This is a genomic window from Zymobacter sp. IVIA_12111.31 C1 (assembly GCF_047495495.1).
In the GTDB taxonomy this organism is placed as follows: domain Bacteria; phylum Pseudomonadota; class Gammaproteobacteria; order Pseudomonadales; family Halomonadaceae; genus Zymobacter.
Window position 1 is genome coordinate 2887687 of sequence record NZ_CP179930.1, and the last position, 24353, is coordinate 2912039.

The 24353-nt window shown below is 54.7% G+C and carries 15 protein-coding genes, 2 tRNA genes and 3 rRNA genes; 3 read left to right on the forward strand and 17 right to left on the reverse strand.

All coding sequences use genetic code 11. From position 1 onward, the window contains the following. Positions 1 to 212: 212 nt before the first annotated feature. Positions 213 to 1505, reverse strand: a complete 1293-nt coding sequence (locus ACMHYW_RS12890; RefSeq protein WP_414500276.1) for an MFS family transporter — start codon at positions 1503 to 1505, stop codon at positions 213 to 215. Positions 1506 to 2235: 730 nt separating this feature from the next. On the opposite strand from ACMHYW_RS12890, the gene ACMHYW_RS12895 reads away from it, so the two are divergent. Beyond that, on the forward strand, positions 2236 to 2463 hold the full coding sequence (locus ACMHYW_RS12895; RefSeq protein ID WP_414500277.1) for a hypothetical protein: 228 nt from the start codon (positions 2236 to 2238) through the stop codon (positions 2461 to 2463). A gap of 509 nt (positions 2464 to 2972) precedes the next feature. Here ACMHYW_RS12895 and rrf read toward each other — a convergent pair. The 8 genes from rrf to ACMHYW_RS12935 all read right to left on the reverse strand — a co-directional run bounded on the left by rrf (position 2973) and on the right by ACMHYW_RS12935 (position 11393). Beyond that, positions 2973 to 3088 (reverse strand): 5S ribosomal RNA (rrf, locus tag ACMHYW_RS12900). A 123-nt stretch (positions 3089 to 3211) separates the two neighbouring features. Beyond that, positions 3212 to 6111: ribosomal RNA gene (locus tag ACMHYW_RS12905) — 23S ribosomal RNA — on the reverse strand. A gap of 343 nt (positions 6112 to 6454) precedes the next feature. Further along, positions 6455 to 6530: transfer RNA gene (locus ACMHYW_RS12910), tRNA-Ala, on the reverse strand. 9 nt (positions 6531 to 6539) lie between these two features. Next, positions 6540 to 6616, reverse strand: a tRNA-Ile gene (locus tag ACMHYW_RS12915). 108 nt (positions 6617 to 6724) lie between these two features. Next, positions 6725 to 8264, reverse strand: a 16S ribosomal RNA gene (locus ACMHYW_RS12920). The 16S, 23S and 5S rRNA genes sit together here with 2 tRNA genes alongside, the layout of an rRNA operon. 415 nt (positions 8265 to 8679) lie before the next feature. After that, complete coding sequence (locus ACMHYW_RS12925; protein WP_414500278.1) at positions 8680 to 9360, reverse strand: metal-dependent hydrolase; 681 nt, start codon at positions 9358 to 9360, stop codon at positions 8680 to 8682. 117 nt (positions 9361 to 9477) lie between these two features. After that, positions 9478 to 10014 (reverse strand): gamma carbonic anhydrase family protein, encoded by a 537-nt coding sequence (locus ACMHYW_RS12930; protein WP_027704280.1) that lies wholly within the window; start codon positions 10012 to 10014, stop codon positions 9478 to 9480. After that, positions 9987 to 11393, reverse strand: a complete 1407-nt coding sequence (locus ACMHYW_RS12935; RefSeq protein ID WP_414500279.1) for a sodium-dependent transporter — start codon at positions 11391 to 11393, stop codon at positions 9987 to 9989. The genes ACMHYW_RS12930 and ACMHYW_RS12935 overlap by 28 nt, the downstream gene beginning before the upstream one ends. Positions 11394 to 11667: 274 nt before the next feature. Between ACMHYW_RS12935 and prlC the strand changes: the two genes are divergently transcribed. Beyond that, complete coding sequence (gene prlC / locus ACMHYW_RS12940) at positions 11668 to 13722, forward strand: oligopeptidase A (RefSeq protein ID WP_414500280.1); 2055 nt, start codon at positions 11668 to 11670, stop codon at positions 13720 to 13722. A gap of 138 nt (positions 13723 to 13860) precedes the next feature. On the opposite strand, the gene metF is transcribed toward prlC, so the two are convergent. Both metF and ACMHYW_RS12950 read right to left on the reverse strand, forming a co-directional pair. Then, positions 13861 to 14703 (reverse strand): methylenetetrahydrofolate reductase [NAD(P)H], encoded by an 843-nt coding sequence (gene metF / locus ACMHYW_RS12945; RefSeq protein WP_414500281.1) that lies wholly within the window; start codon positions 14701 to 14703, stop codon positions 13861 to 13863. A gap of 118 nt (positions 14704 to 14821) precedes the next feature. Further along, the gene (locus tag ACMHYW_RS12950) at positions 14822 to 15307 is read right to left on the reverse strand and encodes a hypothetical protein (protein ID WP_027704283.1); all 486 of its coding nucleotides are present in this window, start codon (positions 15305 to 15307) and stop codon (positions 14822 to 14824) included. A gap of 231 nt (positions 15308 to 15538) precedes the next feature. On the opposite strand from ACMHYW_RS12950, the gene ACMHYW_RS12955 reads away from it, so the two are divergent. Beyond that, positions 15539 to 17101, forward strand: coding sequence for a right-handed parallel beta-helix repeat-containing protein (locus ACMHYW_RS12955; protein WP_414500282.1), 1563 nt, complete (start codon positions 15539 to 15541; stop codon positions 17099 to 17101). Positions 17102 to 17146: 45 nt separating this feature from the next. Here ACMHYW_RS12955 and ACMHYW_RS12960 read toward each other — a convergent pair whose 3' ends face one another. The 6 genes from ACMHYW_RS12960 to ACMHYW_RS12985 form a co-directional block, all read right to left on the reverse strand. Further along, the gene (locus tag ACMHYW_RS12960) at positions 17147 to 18025 is read right to left on the reverse strand and encodes a M23 family metallopeptidase (RefSeq protein ID WP_414500283.1); all 879 of its coding nucleotides are present in this window, start codon (positions 18023 to 18025) and stop codon (positions 17147 to 17149) included. 237 nt (positions 18026 to 18262) lie between these two features. After that, positions 18263 to 18589 (reverse strand): thioredoxin family protein, encoded by a 327-nt coding sequence (locus ACMHYW_RS12965; protein ID WP_027704286.1) that lies wholly within the window; start codon positions 18587 to 18589, stop codon positions 18263 to 18265. Further along, entirely contained in the window at positions 18586 to 19035 is a 450-nt protein-coding gene (locus ACMHYW_RS12970; RefSeq protein ID WP_414500284.1) for a flavodoxin, read from the reverse strand. The genes ACMHYW_RS12965 and ACMHYW_RS12970 overlap by 4 nt, the downstream gene beginning before the upstream one ends. A gap of 156 nt (positions 19036 to 19191) precedes the next feature. Then, a complete protein-coding gene (locus tag ACMHYW_RS12975) occupies positions 19192 to 20241 on the reverse strand; it encodes a ribonucleotide-diphosphate reductase subunit beta (protein ID WP_027704288.1) in 1050 nt (349 codons plus the stop codon). 100 nt (positions 20242 to 20341) lie between these two features. After that, positions 20342 to 22630 (reverse strand): ribonucleoside-diphosphate reductase subunit alpha, encoded by a 2289-nt coding sequence (locus ACMHYW_RS12980; protein ID WP_414500285.1) that lies wholly within the window; start codon positions 22628 to 22630, stop codon positions 20342 to 20344. Positions 22631 to 23255: 625 nt separating this feature from the next. Further along, the gene (locus tag ACMHYW_RS12985; RefSeq protein WP_414500286.1) at positions 23256 to 24266 is read right to left on the reverse strand and encodes a 5'-methylthioadenosine/S-adenosylhomocysteine nucleosidase; all 1011 of its coding nucleotides are present in this window, start codon (positions 24264 to 24266) and stop codon (positions 23256 to 23258) included. Positions 24267 to 24353 lie beyond the last annotated feature (87 nt).

Consider the following 24353-nt stretch of genomic DNA (forward strand, 5'->3'; position numbering starts at 1 on the left):
CTTAGCAGCACGCTTTCACATCGGTCTAGCCAGACCGAGCAGCGAATAGCCGTTCTGCCATAGGTGCCTAGCAACAACATCATTGCCTATCGTCTGTGCCCTTTGCGGCGAGATTTACCGCTTTCAAACAAGATGGCCCCATCACCAAGTGATGGGGCCATCTCATACTCAACCATGTCCTAAAGAATGAGTAGCTGCTCTGAGGCTTCAGCCTACCAGCGCTTCTCACTCATAGGAGCCATCTTCAGGCAGGTCACGAACGCAATAAAGACCATCAGCGTGACATACACAAAGAACAGCGGCTCCACGCTATGACTTTTCATCGTCAGTGCGACCCATTCAGCCGTACCACCAAACAGCGCATTACCGATGGCATAGGAAACGCCTACACCAAGCGCCCGTATCTCCATCGGGAACATAGCCGCCTTGATCAGCCCACTGATCGAGGTGTAAAAGCCGACGATAATCAGCGACAAAGCCAACAGCAGGAACACCGCCCATACGTGACCGACATACTGCAGCGCAAACAAAATCGGAATCGTCAGCAGCGTACCCAATGCCGAAAAGATCAGCATCATGCGCCGCAAACCAATGCGATCCGACAGCGCACCCTGCACCGGCTGCATCAGCATGAATACAACCAATGCTACCGTCACCACAACACTGACGGTCTTGTCATTCATGCCGACAGTATTGATGAGATACTTCTGCATGTATGTAGTGAAGGTGTAGAACATCAACGACCCGCCTGCCGTAAAGCCCAGCACAGTCCAGAATGCCCGTTGATGTTTGGAGAACAGCAGTGACAGAGTGCCTGCCTTTTCATTCTGCTCAGTGGAACGGTCCTTGGACACCGTCTCGTGCAGAGAGCGGCGCAAGAACAGCGACAGCAGCGCGGCAACGGCCCCGCACAGGAACAGTATTCTCCATCCCCAAGAGCGCATGTCGCTATCGGTCAGAATGTGCTGCATGATGACAACAGCAAGACTGGCCAACAACAGCCCACCAATAAGCGTCACATACTGGAAAGACGAATAGAAACCACGATGCCCTTTGACAGCGACCTCGCTCATATAGGTCGCACTGGTACCGTATTCACCTCCGACAGAAAGCCCCTGCAGCATACGAGCGATCACCAGCAGCGTCGGCGCCCATACCCCAACCTGCTCATAGGTTGGCAGACACGCAATCATCAACGACCCGCCACACATCATAACAACCGACAGCATCATTGCCGCCCGTCGCCCGCGCCGATCCGCCAAGCGACCAAAGATGATGCCGCCGATGGGCCGCATCAGAAACCCGATGGCAAAGACAGCCGCTGTCTTCAATAGCTGCACCGTACCGTCCCCTTGAGGGAAGAAGGCATGTGCAAAATAGAGAGAAGCGAATGAATAGATGTAGAAGTCGAACCATTCGACCAGATTGCCGGAAGAAGCCCCAATGATTGCTCTGATCCGCCGCCACGTATCATGGGAGTCATGCCTAGTCGTCGTACTGCTCATACCTTATTGTCCTTATTTGCACGAACACTCGGAAACCACAACGCTAGAAAATACATCGAAGACTTGCCTAGAACGGCTTAGAACAATGATTTCCTACGAACCAGCTTCGCGAGCTTAGAGAAGATGCGCTGTCAAAATTATTCTTGTTATCAGCAGCGTGAACGGGTCACGGAAGCCCTACCTTTTCGAATCAAAAGCAGCGCTCTCAATGACATTACCTGTTTATAGACTGTTCGCCTAGCCACAAAAACAAGGGCCTCACGCCCAGTAGAGTCAAGGATTTACACACTTCCATCTTCTGCCGTTGCAAAAAACACACCCAATATCACCGTTCACGCATAAAAACAGATACCCATTAAAATACCATCACGTACAAGCCACCCAAACTCTTTCACGAAAGGTGCTTATGAAAATCAACGCATTACTTAGACGAATAATGTTCCAGCAGGCCTACCGCTGACGTCTTGGATACACCGGAAGACATCAACAGCCGAATGTTTTTCCTTACCACCCAACTAATGTCTATAAACATCTATCCTGATCGTTTTATAACGAAAAGAACTGACCACATTTAAAAAAAGAATATCCACCCTGCTATTTTGCTTAGGAAGCATCGGCTCAAGCTAGACCAACATTCATAAGCTCAGTGCTCATTAACAGCGGTGGAAACAGCCAACTCCTATGGGCACACTCTGGATATAGAGAACCTATTTAGCCTGGCTGGTGGCTGGTGGCTGGTGGCTGGTGGCTGGTGGCTGGTGGCTGGTGGCTGGTGGCTGGTGGCTGGTGGCTGGTGGCTGGTGGCTGGTGGCTGGTGGCTGGTGGCTGGTGGCTGGTGGCTGGTGGCTGGTGGCTGGTGGCTGGTGGCTGGTGGCTGGTGGCTGGTGGCTGGTGGCTGGTGGCTGGTGGCTGGTGGCTGGTGGCTGGTGGCTGGTGGCTGGTGGCTGGTGGCTGGTGAAGAGTGTATGCGCTCATCTTAGAGATGCAAGCACCGGTCTGCCCCCATCAACTGAAGGCAGCACGACTGAAGGCCGTGATAGCCCACACCTGAAGGAACGCAGTGAGACACATTTCTGGATGCCAGAGTATGCTCATTACTGCTAGACGCTACAGTCTTGACGTCTCGCCGATAACAAAACACCCCGATGATGGCTTGAGCCGCAGATCATCGGGGTGTTTTTATAACGGCATCTAGTGTTTGACTGTTTCGATAGATGAGCGATCTGCAGACAGGGGTGGGGAGAACGGTGGGCTACTGACGCATCTGTCGTCTTGGCGGCAGGAGCTTCGCGGTTACGCTACCGCCCTTCTTCTCTTTTTTCTCTTTTGCTCATCTGCCGCTGTTGAGTGACGGCTCAGGATCTAGGGGCTGGCACGGCCGTTATTTGCCTTCGGCCTGCGCTTGCCTACCCTACCCCCAAAGCAAATACCCCCGACCATTGCTGGCCGGGGGTATTCAGTAGAGATGCTTGACGATGACCTACTCTCACATGGGGAAGCCCCACACTACCATCGGCGCTGAGCGGTTTCACTTCTGAGTTCGGCATGGGATCAGGTGGTACCCGCTCGCTATGGTCGTCAAGCGTATTCGGTTCGGTCTCGATGCCTAAGGCACCGCTACCTAAATCTGTAAATCATGCTGGGCCGAGATCGTCTCGTCGCGTATCCGTTATTTTCGGATCGTGTCTATAACCCTTTGGGGTTATATGGTCAAGCCTCACGGACCATTAGTACACGTTAGCTCAACGCATTGACTGCGCTTCCACACCGTGCCTATCAACCTCGTAGTCTTCGAGGGTCCTTTAGGGGGCTCAAGGCCCCAGGGAAGTCTCATCTTGAAGGGGGCTTCCCGCTTAGATGCTTTCAGCGGTTATCCCGTCCGAACATAGCTACCCGGCAATGCCACTGGCGTGACAACCGGAACACCAGAGGTTCGTCCACTCCGGTCCTCTCGTACTAGGAGCAGCTCTTCTCAAACTTCCAACGCCCACGGCAGATAGGGACCGAACTGTCTCACGACGTTCTAAACCCAGCTCGCGTACCACTTTAAATGGCGAACAGCCATACCCTTGGGACCGACTTCAGCCCCAGGATGTGATGAGCCGACATCGAGGTGCCAAACACCGCCGTCGATGTGAACTCTTGGGCGGTATCAGCCTGTTATCCCCGGAGTACCTTTTATCCGTTGAGCGATGGCCCTTCCATACAGAACCACCGGATCACTAGAACCTACTTTCGTACCTGCTCGACGTGTCTGTCTCGCAGTCAAGCACCCTTATGCTCTTGCACTCACTGCACGGTTTCCAACCGTACTGAGGGTACCTTCGTGCTCCTCCGTTACTCTTTGGGAGGAGACCGCCCCAGTCAAACTACCCACCACACACTGTCCTTCTACCGGATAACGGTAGCAAGTTAGAACGCCAATGATGTCAGGCTGGTATTTCAAGGTTGGCTCCACTGCAACTGGCGTCACAGTTTCAAAGCCTCCCAGCTATCCTACACAGACAACATCAGCATCCAGTGTGAAGCTATAGTAAAGGTTCACGGGGTCTTTCCGTCTAGCCGCGGGAACACTGCATCTTCACAGCGATTTCAATTTCACTGAGTCTCGGGTGGAGACAGTGTGGCCATCATTACGCCATTCGTGCAGGTCGGAACTTACCCGACAAGGAATTTCGCTACCTTAGGACCGTTATAGTTACGGCCGCCGTTTACCGGGGCTTCGATCAGGAGCTTCGGACGAGTCCTAACACCATCAATTAACCTTCCGGCACCGGGCAGGCGTCACACCCTATACGTCCGCTCACGCGTTAGCAGAGTGCTGTGTTTTTAATAAACAGTTGCAGCCACCTGGTATCTTCGACCGGTTGGGGCTCTGAGAGCGAGTCTCTTCACCTTACGCCGGCGCACCTTCTCCCGAAGTTACGGTGCCATTTTGCCTAGTTCCTTCACCCGAGTTCTCTCAAGCGCCTTGGTATTCTCTACCTGACCACCTGTGTCGGTTTGGGGTACGGTCACACAGTACCTGAAGCTTAGAGGTTTTTCCTGGAAGCGTGGCATCAATGACTTCCTGAGTCCGAGGAATCAGTTCGTCTCGTATCTCGACCTTAAGCAAGCGGATTTGCCTACTTGCTCAGCCTACATACTTTCACCAGGACAACCGTCGCCTGGCTCACCTAGCCTTCTCCGTCACCCCATCGCAGTACTGTCTGGTACAGGAATATTAACCTGTTTCCCATCGACTACGCCTTTCGGCCTCGCCTTAGGGGCCGACTCACTCTGCTCCGATTAACGTCGAACAGAAAACCTTGGTCTTCCGGCGAGGGAGGTTTTCACTCCCTTTATCGTTACTCATGTCAGCATTCGCACTTGTGATACCTCCAGCATGCCTTACAGCACACCTTCGCAGGCTTACACAACGCTCCTCTACCGCTCAACACTTAAGTGTTGAACCCGTAGCTTCGGTACTTGGTTTGAGCCCCGTTACATCTTCCGCGCAGGCCGACTCGACTAGTGAGCTATTACGCTTTCTTTAAAGGGTGGCTGCTTCTAAGCCAACCTCCTAGCTGTCTGAGCCTTCCCACATCGTTTCCCACTTAACCAAGATTTTGGGACCTTAGCTGACGGTCTGGGTTGTTTCCCTTTTCACGACGGACGTTAGCACCCGCCGTGTGTCTCCCATGCTGCACTCACCGGTATTCGGAGTTTGCCTCGGGTTGGTAAGTCGGGATGACCCCCTAGCCGAAACAGTGCTCTACCCCCGGCGGTGATACATGAGGCGCTACCTAAATAGCTTTCGAGGAGAACCAGCTATCTCCGAGCTTGATTAGCCTTTCACTCCGATCCACAAGTCATCCGAATCTTTTTCAACAGATCCCGGTTCGGTCCTCCAGTTGATGTTACTCAACCTTCAACCTGCTCATGGATAGATCGCCCGGTTTCGGGTCTATTCCCAGCAACTATGTCGCCCATTTAAGACTCGGTTTCCCTACGCCTCCCCTATACGGTTAAGCTCGCTACTGAGAATAAGTCGCTGACCCATTATACAAAAGGTACGCAGTCACAGAACAAGTCTGCTCCCACTGCTTGTACGCACACGGTTTCAGGATCTATTTCACTCCCCTCACTGGGGTTCTTTTCGCCTTTCCCTCACGGTACTAGTTCACTATCGGTCAGCCAGGAGTATTTAGCCTTGGAGGATGGTCCCCCCATGTTCAGTCAAAGTTTCACGTGCTCCGACCTACTCGATTTCACCTTAATTGCATTTTCGCGTACGGGGCTATCACCCACTATGGCGTGCATTTCCAAACACTTCCGCTAATACAACTAAGACTTAAGGGCTAGTCCCCGGTCGCTCGCCGCTACTGGGGGAATCTCGGTTGATTTCTTTTCCTCGGGGTACTTAGATGTTTCAGTTCTCCCGGTTTGCCTCCATACCCTATGTATTCAGGTAAGGATACCCGTCTTATGACGGGTGGGTTTCCCCATTCAGAGATCACCGGATCAAAGGTCATTTGCCACCTCCCCGATGCTTATCGCAGGCTATCACGTCTTTCATCGCCTCTGGCTGCCTAGGCATCCACCGTGTGCGCTTAATCGCTTGACCATATAACCCGAAAGAGTCATAGATCACGATCATACGAAAACAATTTTCGCCGGATACGCTTGAGACGTATCTCATTTGCCAATGTCACGGCCTATCGGATACTACTTCCGAAGAAGTAAAATCTGATCGCGTTCCATTGGACTTGGCATCAGCATGATTTACATTGTTAAAGAGCAATACTGCGAGCAAGAAGCTTACAGTCAGGAAACAACATTCATCACACGCTGTATCGTTGACTATTAAGACATCTAATAATCAATCATCAGGTGATGAAGATTGGTTCGTGACTAGAAGCTAGATCACTAAACTAAGTACTGAAGAACCGGCCATCAAGACAGTCAGATGGTGGAGCCAAGGAGGATCGAACTCCTGACCTCCTGCGTGCAAGGCAGGCGCTCTCCCAGCTGAGCTATGGCCCCATATAATAATGGTGGGTCTGGGCAGACTCGAACTGCCGACCTCACCCTTATCAGGGGTGCGCTCTAACCAACTGAGCTACAGACCCGGCAACTGCTTGCGCACGGCCAGGGAATATCCCCTGCAGTACTTCGCTCTACTACGATCAGGCAATTTGTTGTGGACACTTGAGATCACGAGGTGATCATTTTACGTTTAAGGAGGTGATCCAGCCGCAGGTTCCCCTACGGCTACCTTGTTACGACTTCACCCCAGTCATGAACCACACCGTGGTAACCGTTTTCCCGAAGGTTAAACTAGCCACTTCTGGTGCAATCCACTCCCATGGTGTGACGGGCGGTGTGTACAAGGCCCGGGAACGTATTCACCGCGACATTCTGATTCGCGATTACTAGCGATTCCGACTTCACGGAGTCGAGTTGCAGACTCCGATCCGGACTGAGGCGAGCTTTCTGGGATTAGCTTCACGTCGCCGCTTCGCAACCCTCTGTACTCGCCATTGTAGCACGTGTGTAGCCCTACTCGTAAGGGCCATGATGACTTGACGTCGTCCCCACCTTCCTCCGGTTTGTCACCGGCAGTCTCCTTAGAGTTCCCGACCGAATCGCTGGCAAATAAGGATAGGGGTTGCGCTCGTTACGGGACTTAACCCAACATTTCACAACACGAGCTGACGACAGCCATGCAGCACCTGTCTCAGAGTTCCCGAAGGCACCAATCCATCTCTGGAAAGTTCTCTGGATGTCAAGAGTAGGTAAGGTTCTTCGCGTTGCATCGAATTAAACCACATGCTCCACCGCTTGTGCGGGCCCCCGTCAATTCATTTGAGTTTTAGTCTTGCGACCGTACTCCCCAGGCGGTCAACTTAGTGCGTTAGCTGCGCCACTAAATCCTCAAGGGATCCAACGGCTAGTTGACATCGTTTACGGCGTGGACTACCAGGGTATCTAATCCTGTTTGCTACCCACGCTTTCGCGCCTCAGCGTCAGTGTCAGTCCAGAAGGCCGCCTTCGCCACTGGTATTCCTCCAGATCTCTACGCATTTCACCGCTACACCTGGAATTCTACCTTCCTCTCCTGCACTCAAGTCTGCCAGTTCCAAATGCTGTTCCCAGGTTAAGCCCGGGGCTTTCACATCTGGCTTAACAGACCGCCTACGCGCCCTTTACGCCCAGTAATTCCGATTAACGCTCGCACCCTCCGTATTACCGCGGCTGCTGGCACGGAGTTAGCCGGTGCTTCTTCTGTGGGTGATGTCCTTCCTGAAACGTATTAGGCCTCAGGCTTTCTTCCCCACTGAAAGTGCTTTACAACCCTAAGGCCTTCTTCACACACGCGGCATGGCTGGATCAGGCTTTCGCCCATTGTCCAATATTCCCCACTGCTGCCTCCCGTAGGAGTCTGGGCCGTGTCTCAGTCCCAGTGTGGCTGATCATCCTCTCAGACCAGCTATGGATCGTTGCCTTGGTGAGCCATTACCTCACCAACTAGCTAATCCAACATGGGCTCATCCGATAGCGAAAGGTCCGAAGATCCCCTCCTTTCTCCCGTAGGACGTATGCGGTATTAGCGTGCGTTTCCACACGTTATCCCCCACTATCGGGCAGATTCCCATGCATTACTCACCCGTCCGCCGCTCGCCACCAGGAAGCAAGCTTCCCGTGCTGCCGCTCGACTTGCATGTGTTAGGCCTGCCGCCAGCGTTCAATCTGAGCCATGATCAAACTCTTCAGTTTAAATCTTTCATTGGTCATTAGGTGACCAATCCGGCTCGAGTATCGAAACAACTCATTGAATTGATGAGTTACTTGATGCTCGAAATGATGATCCACTTCGAAAACCTCAAGCACCCACACAAATTGCCTGATCATCTTGTTAAAGAGCGTCTTGCGAGCGGCGTTCGCTGCTCAGCAAGTGGAAGCACATTCTACATTTTCTGAGGATTTTGTCAACCGCCGATTTGGCGATCGCTTCAGGAGATCACACAACCCTCTCAACTGAACCATCTTCAAGAAAAAGCGAAGACCTACAAGAGGTTAGCTTCCGTGCCACCCGGCGTTTGCCCTGGCAGCGAGGGCGTACTTTACAGAGATCACCCGGGCTTGGCAAGGGCTTTGTGGCTTTTATTTCTACATCCATAAAAAATATTCATTAAAGAAGATGCCGCCACACGCCCTGCACGGTGTGCCATACCCCCCATAGCGCATCCAACGGCGGCAACCACGGGTGACAAATAACGATGGCAGCGACCATTGGGAGCGCTGTCTGGGGAGCATGTATATCCAGCGGTTTGAGCGCGGTGCCGAACGATTTCTTCAATCGCAGTCCCGATGCGTCGATGCTCCATATCTCATCCAGCAACAGATGAATGATATAGCCCACCAGCATTGCACACCCTTGCAACCAACCGAGCCAGGCCGAGCTTCCGAACAGGTGAACACTGGCAGCTGTGATGACAACACCCACGGTCAGGCCTGCCAGCAGCGAATGCCATATGCCACGGTGCACGGTCAATCTACGAAAAAAGGCACTTGCGACATAACGTGTGCCTAGGAAGGAGAGCAATGCGAGTAGGATCAGGCCGGGCGTCGTGACCAGAGGTAAGGCACTAATGACCGTCATAATGACGGCGCCAACGGCCAATACAGTGAAGACCAGACGCACCGTATGGGAACGATCCGCGTCTATGTCCGGCATGATGCCACCCAGCGCCATGAGGCCCGCAACGCTGATGGCATCGGAAAGGTTGAGAGCAGAGGCATGATAGCCTGCAATGGCAAAGCACCCTCCGGCCAGGGAGGCTACCGCAAGATGTGTTCTGAAATTGGCCATGTGATGCAGTAACGCCTCACTATAGATACAGTACTGAATGAACAGACAGTATCATGACGTAACATTGCACTTCATGCCAATACACAAAGACAGGCCTTATGCCGCCAACGAGGCCATTTATTCGCTATCAGCGAGAAAGGTCTCTTTCAACGTCACATAGCAGTCGGCAGAGTAAGGCAGAAACTCATACTCTTGCTCTCGCAGCGGGCGCAGTGGCCGTGCGGGGTTACCTGCATAGACATAGCCACTCTCCAGCACTTTGCCAGGAGGTACTACGGCGCCTGCCGCCACAATGACGTTCGTCTGGACAACAGAACCATCCAATACGATAGCGCCCATGCCGATCAGCACGCGGTCATGGATAGTGCAGGCATGAATGACAGCGCTATGACCAATGGTGACCTCTTCACCAATCGTCACGGGAAACCCCTGAGGAGTGAAAGGCCCATCGTATGTGGTGTGCAAGACAACCCCATCCTGCACATTGCTACGCGCCCCGATACGAATGCCGTTTACATCACCACGCAACACGGCCTTTGGCCAGATGGAGACATCGTCTCCTAGCGTAACATCACCTAACACCACGCTGTCGGGATCGACATAGACGCGCGCGCCTAGCGTGGGCGTCATGCCCCGATATGTGCGAATACCCATCGTGTCACCTCATTGTCACTCAGGAATGGTTTGAGCATGACCAGTGCGGCCGCCAGCAGCACGATGGCAACGAGCGGTATCGCTGCATAGCGGGTCACCGCCCGCCACAGCACAAAGCCTGCATGATGCGCCCCGTAAGCCTCTTCTGCCTTGGACGGATCCAGCACGTAGATAGCGAAGATGGCGATCAGCAGGCCGCCTAACGGCAGAAACAGGTCGGAAGGGATGTTGGTGATTACATCAAAGATCGACTGTCCTGCCCACAGGTGCACATCCTTTAGACTGGAGAAGGACAACGCTGGCAGCAGGCCAAAAGCCCACACGCAGATGCCGACCCACAGGGCAGCCATCGGTCGGCGCATCCCTTTGTCCTGCAGGGTGGACACCATGGGTTCGGCCATGTTGATCGACGATGTCCACGTAGCGAACAGCAGTAGCGCGAAGAACATGCCCAGCAGTACGTGACCAAAAGGCAGCGCCCCCAGCGCCAGCGGCAATGTCACGAACACCAGCTGAGGACCGCCTGCGGGATCGAACCCTTCGGTAAAGACAACCGAGAAGATGGCGATACCCGAGAGAATGGCCACCAGAATATCCAGCAGCGCAACGATAGTGATCGCTTTGGGCAGGCTCTGATGTTCCGGCATGTAAGCACCGTAGGCCATCAGTGCGCAGGCCCCTACGGCCAGCGTAAAGAAGGCATGCCCCATCGCATTAAGCACAACCTTCATCGACAGCTTGGAAATATCCGGCGTGAACAGCCAATGCACGGCCGCGCCGAAGCCCGGCGTGGTCGCGGCATAGATAACCAGTGCAATCATCAGCAGATAGAGCAGCGGCATCAGCCAGTTGTTCAGCTTTTCGAGCCCTTTAGCGATGCCCGCAGCTACAACAGCCATCGTAATGATCATGAAGACGGTATGGTTGCCGACAACGCGAACAGGATCTTCAAGGAAATTGCCAAACGAGGCATTGACCTGCTCGGCGGGACCAGTAACCACGGTACCGGTTACGACCTCTCGCAGATACTCGAGCACCCAGCCGGACACGACCGAATAGAACGACAGCACCAGAAAAACCGTCACCAGCCCTAGCACACCGATGCATTTCCAGCCCTGCGAGCGGCCAACGCTGGCAGCTAGGCTGCCCAAAGCCTGAATGGGAGGACGGCGCCCTGCGCGTCCGATCATGATTTCAGCAGCCATGATCGGCAGTCCCATCGCCAGTACGAAGAAGACATAGAGCAGAAAGAACACGGCTCCGCCGTTCTCACCTGCGATATAAGGGAAGCGCCAGATATTCCCCAGACCAATGGCAGCGCCGGCAACGGCTAATATAAATGCACGCTTGGAGCTCCAGCGCTCAACAACTTCGCTCATGTTCACTTCCTGCTGGTGACGCACCCACGATCAGGGCTAATGGGACTGTTCTAAAAAATGGAGGGGCTCATCATAGCACGAGCCAAAGCGCAGCAATCTAGCAGGGCCAACCGCCACACACCAGATGCAGCCAACCTCGGCGCGATGTGTGCCACGGGATGACACCTGCGCAGCCGATACCCATTATGAAGAGAGTGCTTCTCATACGCATTGAAACTATTGCCTATCACCCTCACTCTACTATGTATCACTTACGCACAAGCGAGTATCCGCCATGTCACACGCTGTCGATCAGAACCCTCTGCTGACGCCGCACACCCTGCCGCCGTTCAATGACATTCGTCCTGAGCACGTCGTGCCTGCTATCGAAAAGCTGCTGGCCGATGACCGCCATATCGTGGAAGAAGTCGTAGCCAAAGGCGATTACAGCTGGAAGGGACTGGTTCAACCGCTGGACACCTACGGTGAAGCCACGGGACAGGCATGGTCGCCGGTATCGCATCTGAATTCCGTTATGAACTCTACGGAACTGCGCGCTGCCTATCAGTCCTGTCTAGGCGAACTGTCCGCCTACAGCACATGGTTCGGGCAGCACCAAGGGCTGTTCAAGGCCTATCAGGCACTGCGTGACGGGCAGGAATACGCTCAGCTCTCCATCGCTCAGAAGCGTGCCATCGACAATACGCTGCGCGACTTCCGCTTGGCCGGTGTCGATCTTCCCGAAGACAAAAAGAAACGCTTCGGTGAAATTCGCGCGCGTCTGTCCGAGCTGTCGAACCAGTTCTCCAACAATGTGTTAGATGCGACGCAGGCATGGCACCTTGATGTCGAACGCGATCGCCTGTCGGGCTTGCCGGAAAGCGCGCTCGACATGCTGAAAGCCAATGCCGAAGCCAAAGGTGTTGAAGGCTACCGCATCACGCTCGACTTCCCGAGCTATTTCCCGGTCATGAGTTATGCCGATGATCGCGCGCTGCGTGAAGAGGTTTATACCGCTTTCGTTACCCGCGCATCCGACCAAGGGCCGAACGCGGGCCAGTACGACAACTCGGTCATCATGAGCGAGATGGTGACGCTGCGTCAGGAACTGGCCGCACTGCTGGGCTTTGCCACCTATGCGGATCTGTCACTGGCGACCAAGATGGCTGCATCGCCTGCACAGGTGCTGGATTTCCTTAACGATCTGGCGGACCGCGCTCGCCCGCAGGCAGAAGCCGAATTTGGCGAGCTGCAGCAGTTCGCACAGGAGCAGTTGGGGCTTGATACGCTGGCGCCGTGGGACATCACCTATGCCAGCGAAAAGCTGCGTGAGCAACGCTATGCCATTTCTCAGGAAGCACTGCGTCCCTATTTCCCCGCTCCCAAGGTGATCGAAGGGCTGTTCGGCGTAGTCAACCGCTTGTATGGCCTGACCTTCCGCGAAAACAAGGATGTGGAGGTATGGCACCCTGACGTTCGCTATTTCGAAGTGCTTGAAGATGACCAGCCCATCGCCGGCTTCTACCTCGACCTGTATGCCCGCGAAGGCAAACGTGGCGGCGCATGGATGGATGCGTGCCGGACACGTCGTCGTCGCGAAGATGGCTCACTCCAGCTGCCAGTGGCCTATCTGGTGTGCAACTTCACACGCCCAGTGGGTGATCGCCCAGCACTGCTGACGCACGATGAAGTGACCACCCTGTTCCATGAGTTCGGTCATGGTCTGCACCACATGCTGACCCAGCAGGAAGTCTCCGATGTGTCCGGCATTAGTGGCGTGGCGTGGGATGCGGTCGAGCTGCCCAGCCAGTTCATGGAAAACTTCTGCTGGGAGCGCGAAGGGCTTGATCTGATTGCCTCTCATGTAGATACCGGCGAAACGCTGCCGCAGGCGCTGTTCGACAAGCTGGTGGCCGCACGCAACTTCCAGTCGGCCATGATGATGATGCGTCAGCTGGAATTCTCGCTGTTCGACTTCCGTCTTCACAATGAGCTGAAAGCACCGAGCGCCGACGACATCCAGTCGCTGCTGAACGATGTCCGCCTGAAGGTGGCCGTTGTGCCGCAGACACGCTTCAACCGCTTCCAGCACGGCTTCAGCCATATCTTTGCCGGTGGCTATGCGGCAGGCTACTACAGCTACAAGTGGGCAGAAGTGCTGTCATCTGATGCATATTCCGCCTTCGAAGAAGCTGGCGTTTTCGATCGCGCCACAGGCCAGCGCTTCCGTCAGGAGATTCTGGAGAAAGGGGGTTCGGAAGATGCCGCCGTGCTGTTCCAAAACTTCCGCGGACGCGAACCGCGCATTGATGCACTGCTGCGCCACTCCGGCATTACTGCTTCTGTGTAATAGATCATCGGCAGGCGACGGCTTCGTCGCCTTCTGACACAAAAAAAGGGACGCTTTGATAGCGTCCCTTTTTCGTATTCCTCACACAGCTTACGTTCTTTCATGCTCGCGGCACAGAGCTGCGCTAACTCATGCCACCTAGGCGCGATTGACGTTCAGGTTATCAAGCACGGCCAGAGTCGGTTCTGCTTGGTTCAGGGTGTAGAAGTGCAGCCCCGGCGCGCCACCATCAATAAGACGTTCGCACAGGCGCGTGACAACTTCCTGACCGAATGCCTGCAGGCTTTGCGGGTCCATAGCGTAGGCATCCAACTGCTTGTCGATCCAGCGGGGAATGCTGGCACCACACGTTGCCGAGAAGCGACGCAGCTTATCGGCATCGACGATCGGCATAATGCCGGGGATGATCGGCTTGTCGATGCCCTGTGCCTGCGCTTTTTCAACAAAGTGGAAATAGGCTTCTGCATCGTAGAAATACTGCGTGATCGCCTTGTCCGCACCCGCCTGCATCTTGTTGACGAAATAACGCAGGTCAGTTTCGTAGTTCGGCGCCTGCGGATGCATTTCAGGGTAGGCCGCTGCGATCAGCTCGAACGCATCGCCCGTTTCCTCACGAATGAATTCGATCAGTTCATTGGCATAGCGGAATTCGCCAACCGAAATCTCGCCGGACGGGACATCACCGCGCAGCGCTACGATGCGGCGCACGCCTTCGCGCTGATAAGTAGCCAGCAGTTCAGCGAGGTTCTCGCGGTCACTGCCAATACAGGACAGGTGCGGGGCCGCATCGACATTGCCACGGCGCGCACGAATGACGGCATCCAGCGTGCGCTCACGCACGGAGGCACCCGCCCCATAAGTTACCGAAAAGAAAGTAGGATCATAGGCCACCAGACGGTCGCACAATGAGGCCAGTTTTTCCTGCCCGACGGGTGTCCTGGGCGGAAAGAATTCAAAGCTGGTTTCCAGAGCATTGGACATCGGGGCTTCCTGCTATAGATACATTGAAGATGAATAACTTCGATTCTGTATGTTCTAGAGGCAGGAAAACACCGATTAATTTCGATGTTAAATATCGAAATCGCTCATATATAGACCATTATGGATTCATCAGGTTGACGTAGGTCGTTTCGTGCGGTTTCAACGTGACATCGTCGCGCACGATTTGATGCTGTTCACCCTGCTCGTCTTTCCAGCGCACCTGACTGATGACGAAATAGCGTCCCGCCGGCATGTACATCATGCGGAAGAAGCCCTGTTTGTCGGTTTGAGCATGGCGGGTGTAAGCCTGTGCCCGAGGGTCTGCCGAAGGTACAGGTTGCCCTTTACTCAGTGCATCATACGCCTCTTGTGAATAAGACGTTGCCGGAGCAGCAACCACTTCGACACGGTTACCATAATGTACCTCGCCCTGTTGTGTAGACACCATGACTACACCGGATAAAGAGGAATCACCGGTCTTCGGCAAAGTCTTATACACGTCTTCAGGAAAAGGTTGACGCTTTGGCTGGGATTCCTGCCACGGATTCAGGCTACAGCCCGTCAGTGTGAACAGGAATAGCAGCATCGTACCTAGCCGCTTCATGATGGCATCTCCTTGCTTAGGCCATTTGCTGTCATTGCATTGAATCATAAAGCCGAGGATATGTTATCGACCAGAGCAAGCATGCAGACGATGTGAATTCATCGTGATTTTACGTCACGACCTCACTGCGCTTCACTTCTGCCATAGCGCCTTCCCTTCCTGAATTAATACCCGAATCACTGAGCGCGCACTGCTGCAGCGCCCAACTTATATTCTTAAAGGAAAGTCCCTATGACCGATATTTCCAATATCCAGGTCGTTGATAACGTTAGCGTACTGCGTACGATCGAAGATGCCAGCATTAAGGCTGTCATGACCCTAGGCTACTACTTCCCCGGAGACGGCGGCGGCGGCATCTATTCCTATCAGGATGGCGACAACTGGACCGAAGACAGTGGCGGCAACGTCATCATCAGCACCAACAAGGTACGCCACTGGCGCTTGGCGGAAGGATCTGCACAATCCGTCCGTCAGTTCGGCGCTCTGGGCGATAACCAGCATGATGATACCGATGCCATCCGCCGAGCTCTTGAGCAAGGCGTTCTTATGGTTCCAGAAGGTAACTATCTGATCACAGATAACACCTTACTGAAACATTTATGCTCATTTAGAGGCGCTGGCGCTCTGGTCTACAACGGACAGTCGTTCTTGGTGGGACCCATCCATTCGACAATCACTATCCATGTACCCAACACCTTCGCGACACTGGCCGAGGCCATTGCCTGCGTCGAGCTGTTCGAGATCCACGACGGATTCTGCAACATTCAGGTCGCCGATGGCACTTATGAAGTGGCGCAGATGTCGCCGCAGATCAACATCGGCCCGCGCGTCGCGATTCTGGGCAACACGAGCACGCCAAGCAACTGCGTGCTGAAGATCGCCTGCACCAGCAACCAGAGCTGCTTTAACCTCGAGAAAGGCCACTCTCTGGGCAAGATCAATGGATTCACCATCCAAGGCTATAACGGCCATGCGGACAATGGCACTTGGAACTCGGAGTGCTATGGCTGTGGTATTCACGTCACCGATGGCAGCTCCGTCAACATTGGCGGTGCCATGATCATCAACGACATGTATTACGGCATCCAGGCCAAGTTCGGGGCATCCGTCAACTGCGATGAGGGCATCATCATCAACCGCGCCGGAGACTGCGGCGTGCATGCGTATGCTGCTAGCATCAAGTGCAACGGTATCAAGGTCACCGACTGTCGTGATGGCACGTCGCTAGGGTTCGGGGTAACAGCCGAAGCAGGCGGATTCGTTGACGCAACGAACAGTGAAGCGACAGGGAACTACAAGGCAGGCTTCTACAGCAATGGCGGCCATATGTGGGCCTCGAGGTGCAAGTCCCACAACAACATCACCCACGGGTTCTATGCCCTCAATGGAGGGATGATGGAAGCCAATAACAGTGAGGCTTACGACAACCCCGACTGCGGATTCGTCGCGACCGATGGGAGCTATCTGCTGGCCTTTGACTCCAAGGCCGAGCGCAACAACTACGGCTTCGGCGCATGGCACGCCTCCGCAATGGACATCAATGGTGCGACGGCGAACAACAACCGCATTCACGGCTTCATCGTGGCCAACCATGCGGTCATGTTCCACCCCAGCACGTCGACCAACAACGCCACCGACGGCTGGCATATCCGCGGCAATTCGATGTATGCCGCAGATTCGCTGACCGGTTCAGGCAACGGTGGCAACAAGGTCTACATGACAGGGCGCGGCATGCTGAGCACGCTGACCAACTTTACGGCCAGCGAGGTTAATACGGAGGTGGTCGTCAACTAACGCTCTAATCTTTACACAGCAACATTCACGGCAAAGGCTGTGCCTCTAGCGAGGCATGGCCTTTGTGGCTTCCAGCACTAGCAGAGGATCGACGCGTACGTCGAACCAGTTCATTCCCCAGTGCAGATGAGGCCCTGTCGCGCGCCCTGTTGCACCGACGGCACCGATGACCTGGCCTTGCTGTACGTACTGGCCCGGCTTCACATCAATACGTGACAGGTGCAGAAAGTTCGAACTGACCCCTTGCCCGTGATCAATCAGTATGGTGCCTCCAGTTAGGTAGAGGTTCGCATTGGCGAAGGTGACCAAACCCGCTGCTGGCGCCTTAACAGGCGTCCCCTGTGCGGCAGCAATGTCCATTCCCGAATGAGGAGTACCTGGCGTACCGTTATAGACGCGCTGGTTGCCGAATCGGCCACTGATGCGCCCTTCCACAGGCCATATGAACCGTGTAGCGAAGTCAGTGCGTGCATCATCACGCAGGCGTGCCGACGTGACTTCGGCCTGCTCACGCTTGATACGCTCGGCAATAGCAGGCGGCGGTGCCACCGTTTTGGGTGGGACACCGTTGACGTGTTCTATTGGCCAGTCGCGCGGAGTGACGTCAATATGCGCCTGACTGCGCTGACCGCTACTGGTCACGACATCGACAACGGCAGGCTGCTCAGCATTGCGCCCTACCCCCAACACAACCCAGCCTTCTGGTGAGATACGCAGCACATGCCCGTCATAGCGCACTTCTTTGATACCCGCGGCCACACGCCCAATGATCAGGCTGCCCTGCTGCACCGAGGTCGGAAACTGAAAAGCGGGCTGGGAAGTGGCATGCGCACGGCATGAAGCCACCATCATAAACGTACCGATCAGCGCCACCACTCCTGTCGCCAACGCCGATAGCGTCCTGCAAAATCCATTGCGTGTCATATGCGTGTCATATGCCTTGTTCCAATACCCGTGGAGACATACCGCTCGTCATGAGCACTCGCCCCCTATAAACAAAAGGCCGCACAGGAGGGTACCTGTACGACCAATCAACGCTGCCCAATCATCAAGGGTGACAACACACTACTCACTATAGACCACCCTTTATATTCTGCCCGGCCAATATACCTGTACTATTGGGAATGGCGCGATAGCAGACACTAACGAGGCAACGTCAATTTATGCAGGCTGTGCCACCAGCGCTTCGATCTGCGCGGGCTGGGCGAATCCCGGCTGGCGGCCAAGCTCTTCGCTGCCGCGATACATGATCAGCGTCGGTGTCTGGCGCAGCTTCAACTCATGGAAGAACGCCTCACCCACGTTTTCCAGCTTCACTTTCAGCAGCGTGACACCTTCTGCAGCAGGCGTCGTAGCAAAGCGGTTCAGGGACATATCGAGCATCTTACAGCCCGGGCAGTTGTCCTTGTAGAAATCCGCCAGTACGTAGTCGTGTGCGGCCAGCGCTTCGTGAAACGCTTCAACGGTCGTAATTTCGATCTTGTTCATGCGAGCGGGGACTCTTCTCGTTGTGCGATGACGCGCTGCACCCAATCGTGGATGGCAGCAGTATCCTTTGCCGAATGAGGCATCTGTTCGATCTTGAGCGTAGGGTAGTGCGAGCCGAAGAACGCGGCCATACGGTTAACGGCACCGCAGTACACTTCCATGCCCCATTGGGTTTCACCCGTGCCGAACACGGCCACGTGCTCGGGCTTGTCCTTGGCATCGACCAGTTCGGCGATGAATTCCTTCATTTCAGGGGGCGTGCGGCCATAGTCGCTGGTCCAGCTACCTAGCAGGTAGAGGTCGTAGTCGCCTCGTTCCTGATAGTGCTCGATGGTGGCATACGTCACGTCCAGCGCATGGCCCAGGCGTCGCACTTCGGCAGCCGCGATATCGGCCACTTCCTTCGTGTTGCCGCTTAATGAGTCATAGGCCATCAGCACACGCATTGTCGAGCTCCCCCAGATGAAGACCTTTCATGGGCAGGCCCGTTCCTGCCCGAATTCATATCGGAATATGGCACGGCAGACGGCCACTCCAAGAAGCGACCGTTCTACCAGAAGGCAGCGTACGGCAAGAACCGCCGACATGCCCTGCGGCGTCGATCAGAGATCGTCGAAGCCGTTATCAAGGTTAGTTTTCTTATAGCTGGCGTTACGCATTTCGAAGAAGTCCGTCTTGGTATGCGTGAAGTTGTCTGCGTAGGCCTTGATCCACGGCATGATGTTGCTGCTGCTTTCACTGTACATGCTTTCGATGCCTAGCATGCCCGCCATCTTGTTGGCGCGGTACTTCACGTAACCGATCATTTCATCGACGTCGATACCATCCACCTTATCGAGCACTTCACCGGACCAGATGGTTTCCAGATCGACCGCGTGGCGGAACGCTTCGTGGACGTATTCCGTCAGGTTATCGGTATTGAGCTGGTTGTTCTCAGCCAGAATGGCGCGAATCAACTCAGAAATGAATTTAGAGTGGGCCAGCTCGTCGCGGTTGATGAAGCTGATAATCTTACCGGTACCCGTCATGCGGTTCTGGCGCACCAGATTGTAGAAGTATGCGAAGCCGGAATAGAAGTTAATGCCTTCCAGGATCGACGACTGAACCAGCGCCTTCAGCATGGTTTCCGGCGATTTCTCTGTCATGAACTCGTTGTAGGCATCCATGATCGGCTGGTTGCGCTTGATGATCGTCGGATGGGTACGCGCCAGTTCAAACACGCGTTTCTGATCCTGCAGACCGGTGATCGACGCGAGCACGTAAGAATAGCTCTCGTTGTGGATCACTTCCTGCTGACCGATGATCGCCGCGTTGGCGTGAGCTGCCGGGTCGGTGATGTATTCCGCGATGTTGTAGATGAAGCGTGTCTGCGGAGAATCCAGCGTCGCCAGCAGGCCGATGATCGCATCGAAGGCGTACTTCTCGTGACGATCCAGCTCCTCGTACTGACGCGCGTCCCCTTTCATGTCAACTTCATCGGGAATCCAGTAGTTGGTCGACAGTTCTTTGTACGCACGATAGAAGGACGGGTACGGAATGTCGTTCCAGTTCAGGATGCCGCTGGTTTCACCGTTGATGATGCCGGTGGAGCGGTTCGGGAAAGTCGGTTCGAGGATCTTGATACGCTTGAGGTGGCCGTTGGCGTTGGACATGACACTTACCTACTGAAAACTGGGTTTAAAGAATGGCGAAAGCACAGGAGAACAGGCTCCTGTGCTTCTTCTGATGAGATGCGGCGAGGAGGAGGTGTCCTCAGCTAGCGCACCACTCGCATTCTTCGATATCGATATCGTTGGAGCGCACGTAGTACGACGTCTTCATGCCTTCCTTCCATGCCGTCATGTGCAGATTCAGCAGCGTTGCTGCACGAATCGTGCTCGGCACGTAGAAGTTGAAGCTGATCGCCTGATCGACATGGCGCTGACGACGTGCGTTCTGACGGATGCTGGCGAACTGGTCGACCTTGTAAGCACCCTTCTCGTAGAAGGGGTAGGTATCGAGCGACAGATCAGGCGCGATGACCGGGCGGCGATAGTCTTTCTTCTCTTCATAGTAGAAGGCGCTGAAGACCGGGTCGATCGACGCGGTAGAGCCCGCAATCTGGGCGGTACTCATGTTCGGTGCGACGGCGATCAGATAGGCGTTGCGCACACCATTTTCAGCAACGTCGGCGGCCAGAGCGCTCCACGCTGCGGAAGTGTAGTCACGACGCTCGAAGTACTCGCCAGTCTGCCAGTCACTGCCTGCGAAATGCTCGTAAGTGCCCTTTTCCTTGGCCAGCGCGTTACTTGCCTTGATGGCGAGGTAGTTGATGCGCTCGTACAGCTCATCCGCGTACTGCTCGGCTTCGGGCGAATTCCAGTCGATGCCTTTCTGTGCCAGCAGGTGATGCCAGCCAAACGTTCCCAGACCGATCGAGCGATAGCGACGGTTGGTGATGGTCGCCTGCGGCACGGGCAGCTTGTTGAGGTCGATAACGTTGTCGAGCATGCGCACTTCGATAGCAATCAGACGCTCGAGAATGTCTTCTTCCACCAGATCGGACTCGGCCGTGACCGCGCGCCCTAGGTTGATAGAAGACAGGTTACAAACAACGAAATCGCCAGACTGCTTGGTGATCACGATCTGATCGCCGCTGATCACTTCCTGGATCAGACGGGTCGGGCTCATGTTCTGCAGAATTTCGGTGCACAGGTTGCTGGAGTAGACCATGCCCTTGTGCTTGTTCGGGTTCATCCGGTTGACTTCGTCACGGTAGAACATGAACGGGTTACCGGTTTCCAGCTGGCTGATCATGATGCGCTTGAAGATATCGATCGCCTTCACGACGCGACGGCTGATGTTCTCGTCGGCCACCAGCTCTTCATACTTGCGACGGAAGGAACCTTCACCACGACGCTCGTCGAAGAAGTCCTGCAGGTACCAGCCTTTCTTCTGTTTCACTTCATGCGGGTCAAACAGATACCAGTCGCCGCGACGCTCAACCACTTCCATGAAGAGGTCGGGAACGCAGACGGCCGTGAACACGTCGTGCGCACGCAGACGCTGATCACCGTTGTTCAGACGCAGGTCGAGGAACATCTCGATGTCTTTATGGAAGATATCAAGATAGACCGCCACGGCCCCTTTACGCTGACCGAGCTGATCGACGCTGACCGCCGTGTTGTTGAGCTGCTTGATCCACGGCACGACACCGCCACTGGAGCCTTTGACACCGCGGATCTCGGAACCGGTAGAGCGTACGTAGCCGAGATAGGCACCGACGCCGCCGCCGTGCTTGGACACGCGTGCGATATCGGTATTGCTGTCGTAGATGCCCTGCAGGCTGTCATCAACGGTGTCAATGAAGCAGCTGGACAGCTGACCGCCAATCTTGCCGGCATTGGCCAACGTTGGCGTTGCCACGGTCATGTAGAGGTTGGACAGTGCCCAATACGCTTCCTTGACCAGCGTCATACGACGCTCACGCGGCTTCTCGTCCTGCATCAGGTACAGGGCGATGGTCAGCCAGCGCTCCTGGGGCAGCTCGTAAACGCTCTTAGTGTGATCAGATGCCAGATAGCGCGTTGCCAGCAGGTACAAACCGTTGTACGTGAACAGCTTGTCACGTTCCGGCTCGATGACCGCGCTGGCTTCCAGCAGCTCATCCTTGGAATAGTTGCGCAGGATATCGCCAGAGTAGATACCACGCTCACCCAGGCTTTCCTGAAGACCAACGTAGGAACCGTACTTGTCGTCGTCGTTGTAGAAGCGATTCTTGCTGGCTTTCTTGTACAGCTTGTTAAGGTACAGGCGTGCAGCAAACATTTCCCATTCGGGCGTCGTGATATCGGTCAGCGATTCCGCTTCGCGAATCAGGTAGTCGACCATATCGTCAGCCGCGATGGATTCTCGGCGTTCGATGTAGGAAAACACTTTGCGCTTGTAGCTTTCGATATCCAGCTGCGGAAATTCAGCGTGGATATTGTCCAGATAGCGCTCGAGACGTGCGCGCTCGAAAGCCATCTGGCGCTTGCCGTTATCCTTAACAATGAAAGTCATAAAATCTCGCTAGCTATCCGGTATGCACGCGTCCTTTTCCGGCAGTTGAAAAAGGATAGGCATGATCAATAAGTGGCAAGGTGCAGAACCACAAAGACGGTAAAAAAACAGCCACAAACCTACCTGTCACGGCTGTTTGTCAATGTGCAACTTTGACCCACGTTGTGGTGCGCGATTCTACACTCAAAATGGCCATCTCTCCACTCTTGACATACCACCACATATAGGCCAAGAGAACCCATTACTACACTATATATAGTGCCTTTGGCCACTTTCTCAATTTACAACTATCCCCCGAGATATGCACAGCCTTGCGCGCCCTAAAAGCCTCCATGCAACAAGGGGGAAAGCCCTCTACTGTGCACTATTGACGCAGGTATTTCACAAGCAAGAAACAGGTGTACAACAGGATACACACACAGTTTTCCACAGCCTTTCGCGATAAAAATTTTATTCTGTGAATAGCTGCTGGCCCCATGCATATGAGCCTAGCAACTCAATCGGGAAAGCCATGCAAAAGGTAAGGGAGAGAGGAAGGAAATTTCAGTACGAGGGCGGCACAGAAACATAGGTGAGGACGTGCTAAACGCCCTCACATCATGACACTACGTCATGCGCCTATTCTTTACACCTTGCTGGCAGAAAAAGGCGACGCTGAAAGCTGCTTGAAGAAGGCACACACGACCGCCGCGACATTGTTAGCCGCCATGCTCGAATAGATGTGCTTGCCGTTTTGGTCGTCCTCGCCTCCAGCCAGGTCAGACACGCTACGGAACGCGATAAAGGGGACCTGATTGGCATAGGCCACTTGGGCCACGGCACCGCTTTCCATATCGGCGATCTGAGCATCGAATACATCGTGCAGGTAATCGCGATAGTCGGCATTGTCCATGAAGATCGAACCGGAAACACCACTTCCCCCCACCTTCAGAACGGGTTTATCGCGGGTGCACTGGGTCGCCGAGGCACACGACTCCAAGGCAACGCCATTAACCGTATTGGCAAGCGCCAGCAGGGACTCACTGGCAGGGAACCATAGCCGCTCTTCCTTGTTGCGCGACCGCGCACTGAGCACATCGGTAAGCCGCGGGTAAATCATGCCATAGGCGGCCAACCCCGCCTTGCGTACGGTAGTCGACGGCTGATAGCCCGCATCCGTTTCACGAGCGTAAAGACTCTCGCCATAGTTAGCCCAGCGCGAAGGCACGACGACATCACCGATATTGCGTGAGGCATCCACGCTGCCGGCAATGCCACTGAACACGATCTGTTTGATGTTGAACTGATCGAGCACCCGCTGCGCATTCATCGCAGCATTGGTGGTACTCACCCCGCTCATAAAGACGACGACAGGCTCACCATTGAGCGACCCGATCGTGAATCGGACGCCCTGGATGCGGTATTCATGACGATCCTTCGTCGCTTTGATTAGCGGCTGTATCTCAGTGGTATAGGCCGTCATCAATGCCGTACGTGGCGTGCATTCAGTCTGACACGCATGAGCAGCGGAAGGCGAGAGGAAAGGCACCGCGGCCAAAGCCCCACAGGCCCGCAGACAGTCCTTTAGTGCGCGTGAGTGGAAAGCGGAACGCTGACGGTCAGCGTTCCGATAGGAGAAAGATTGTTGAAAAGACATGCGTTGATCCTGTCTCGGGCCATGGCATTGTGATTACCCGGCACTTGCTGGCCCTGACAAGGATCGGGCAGGACGTATCCCTCAACG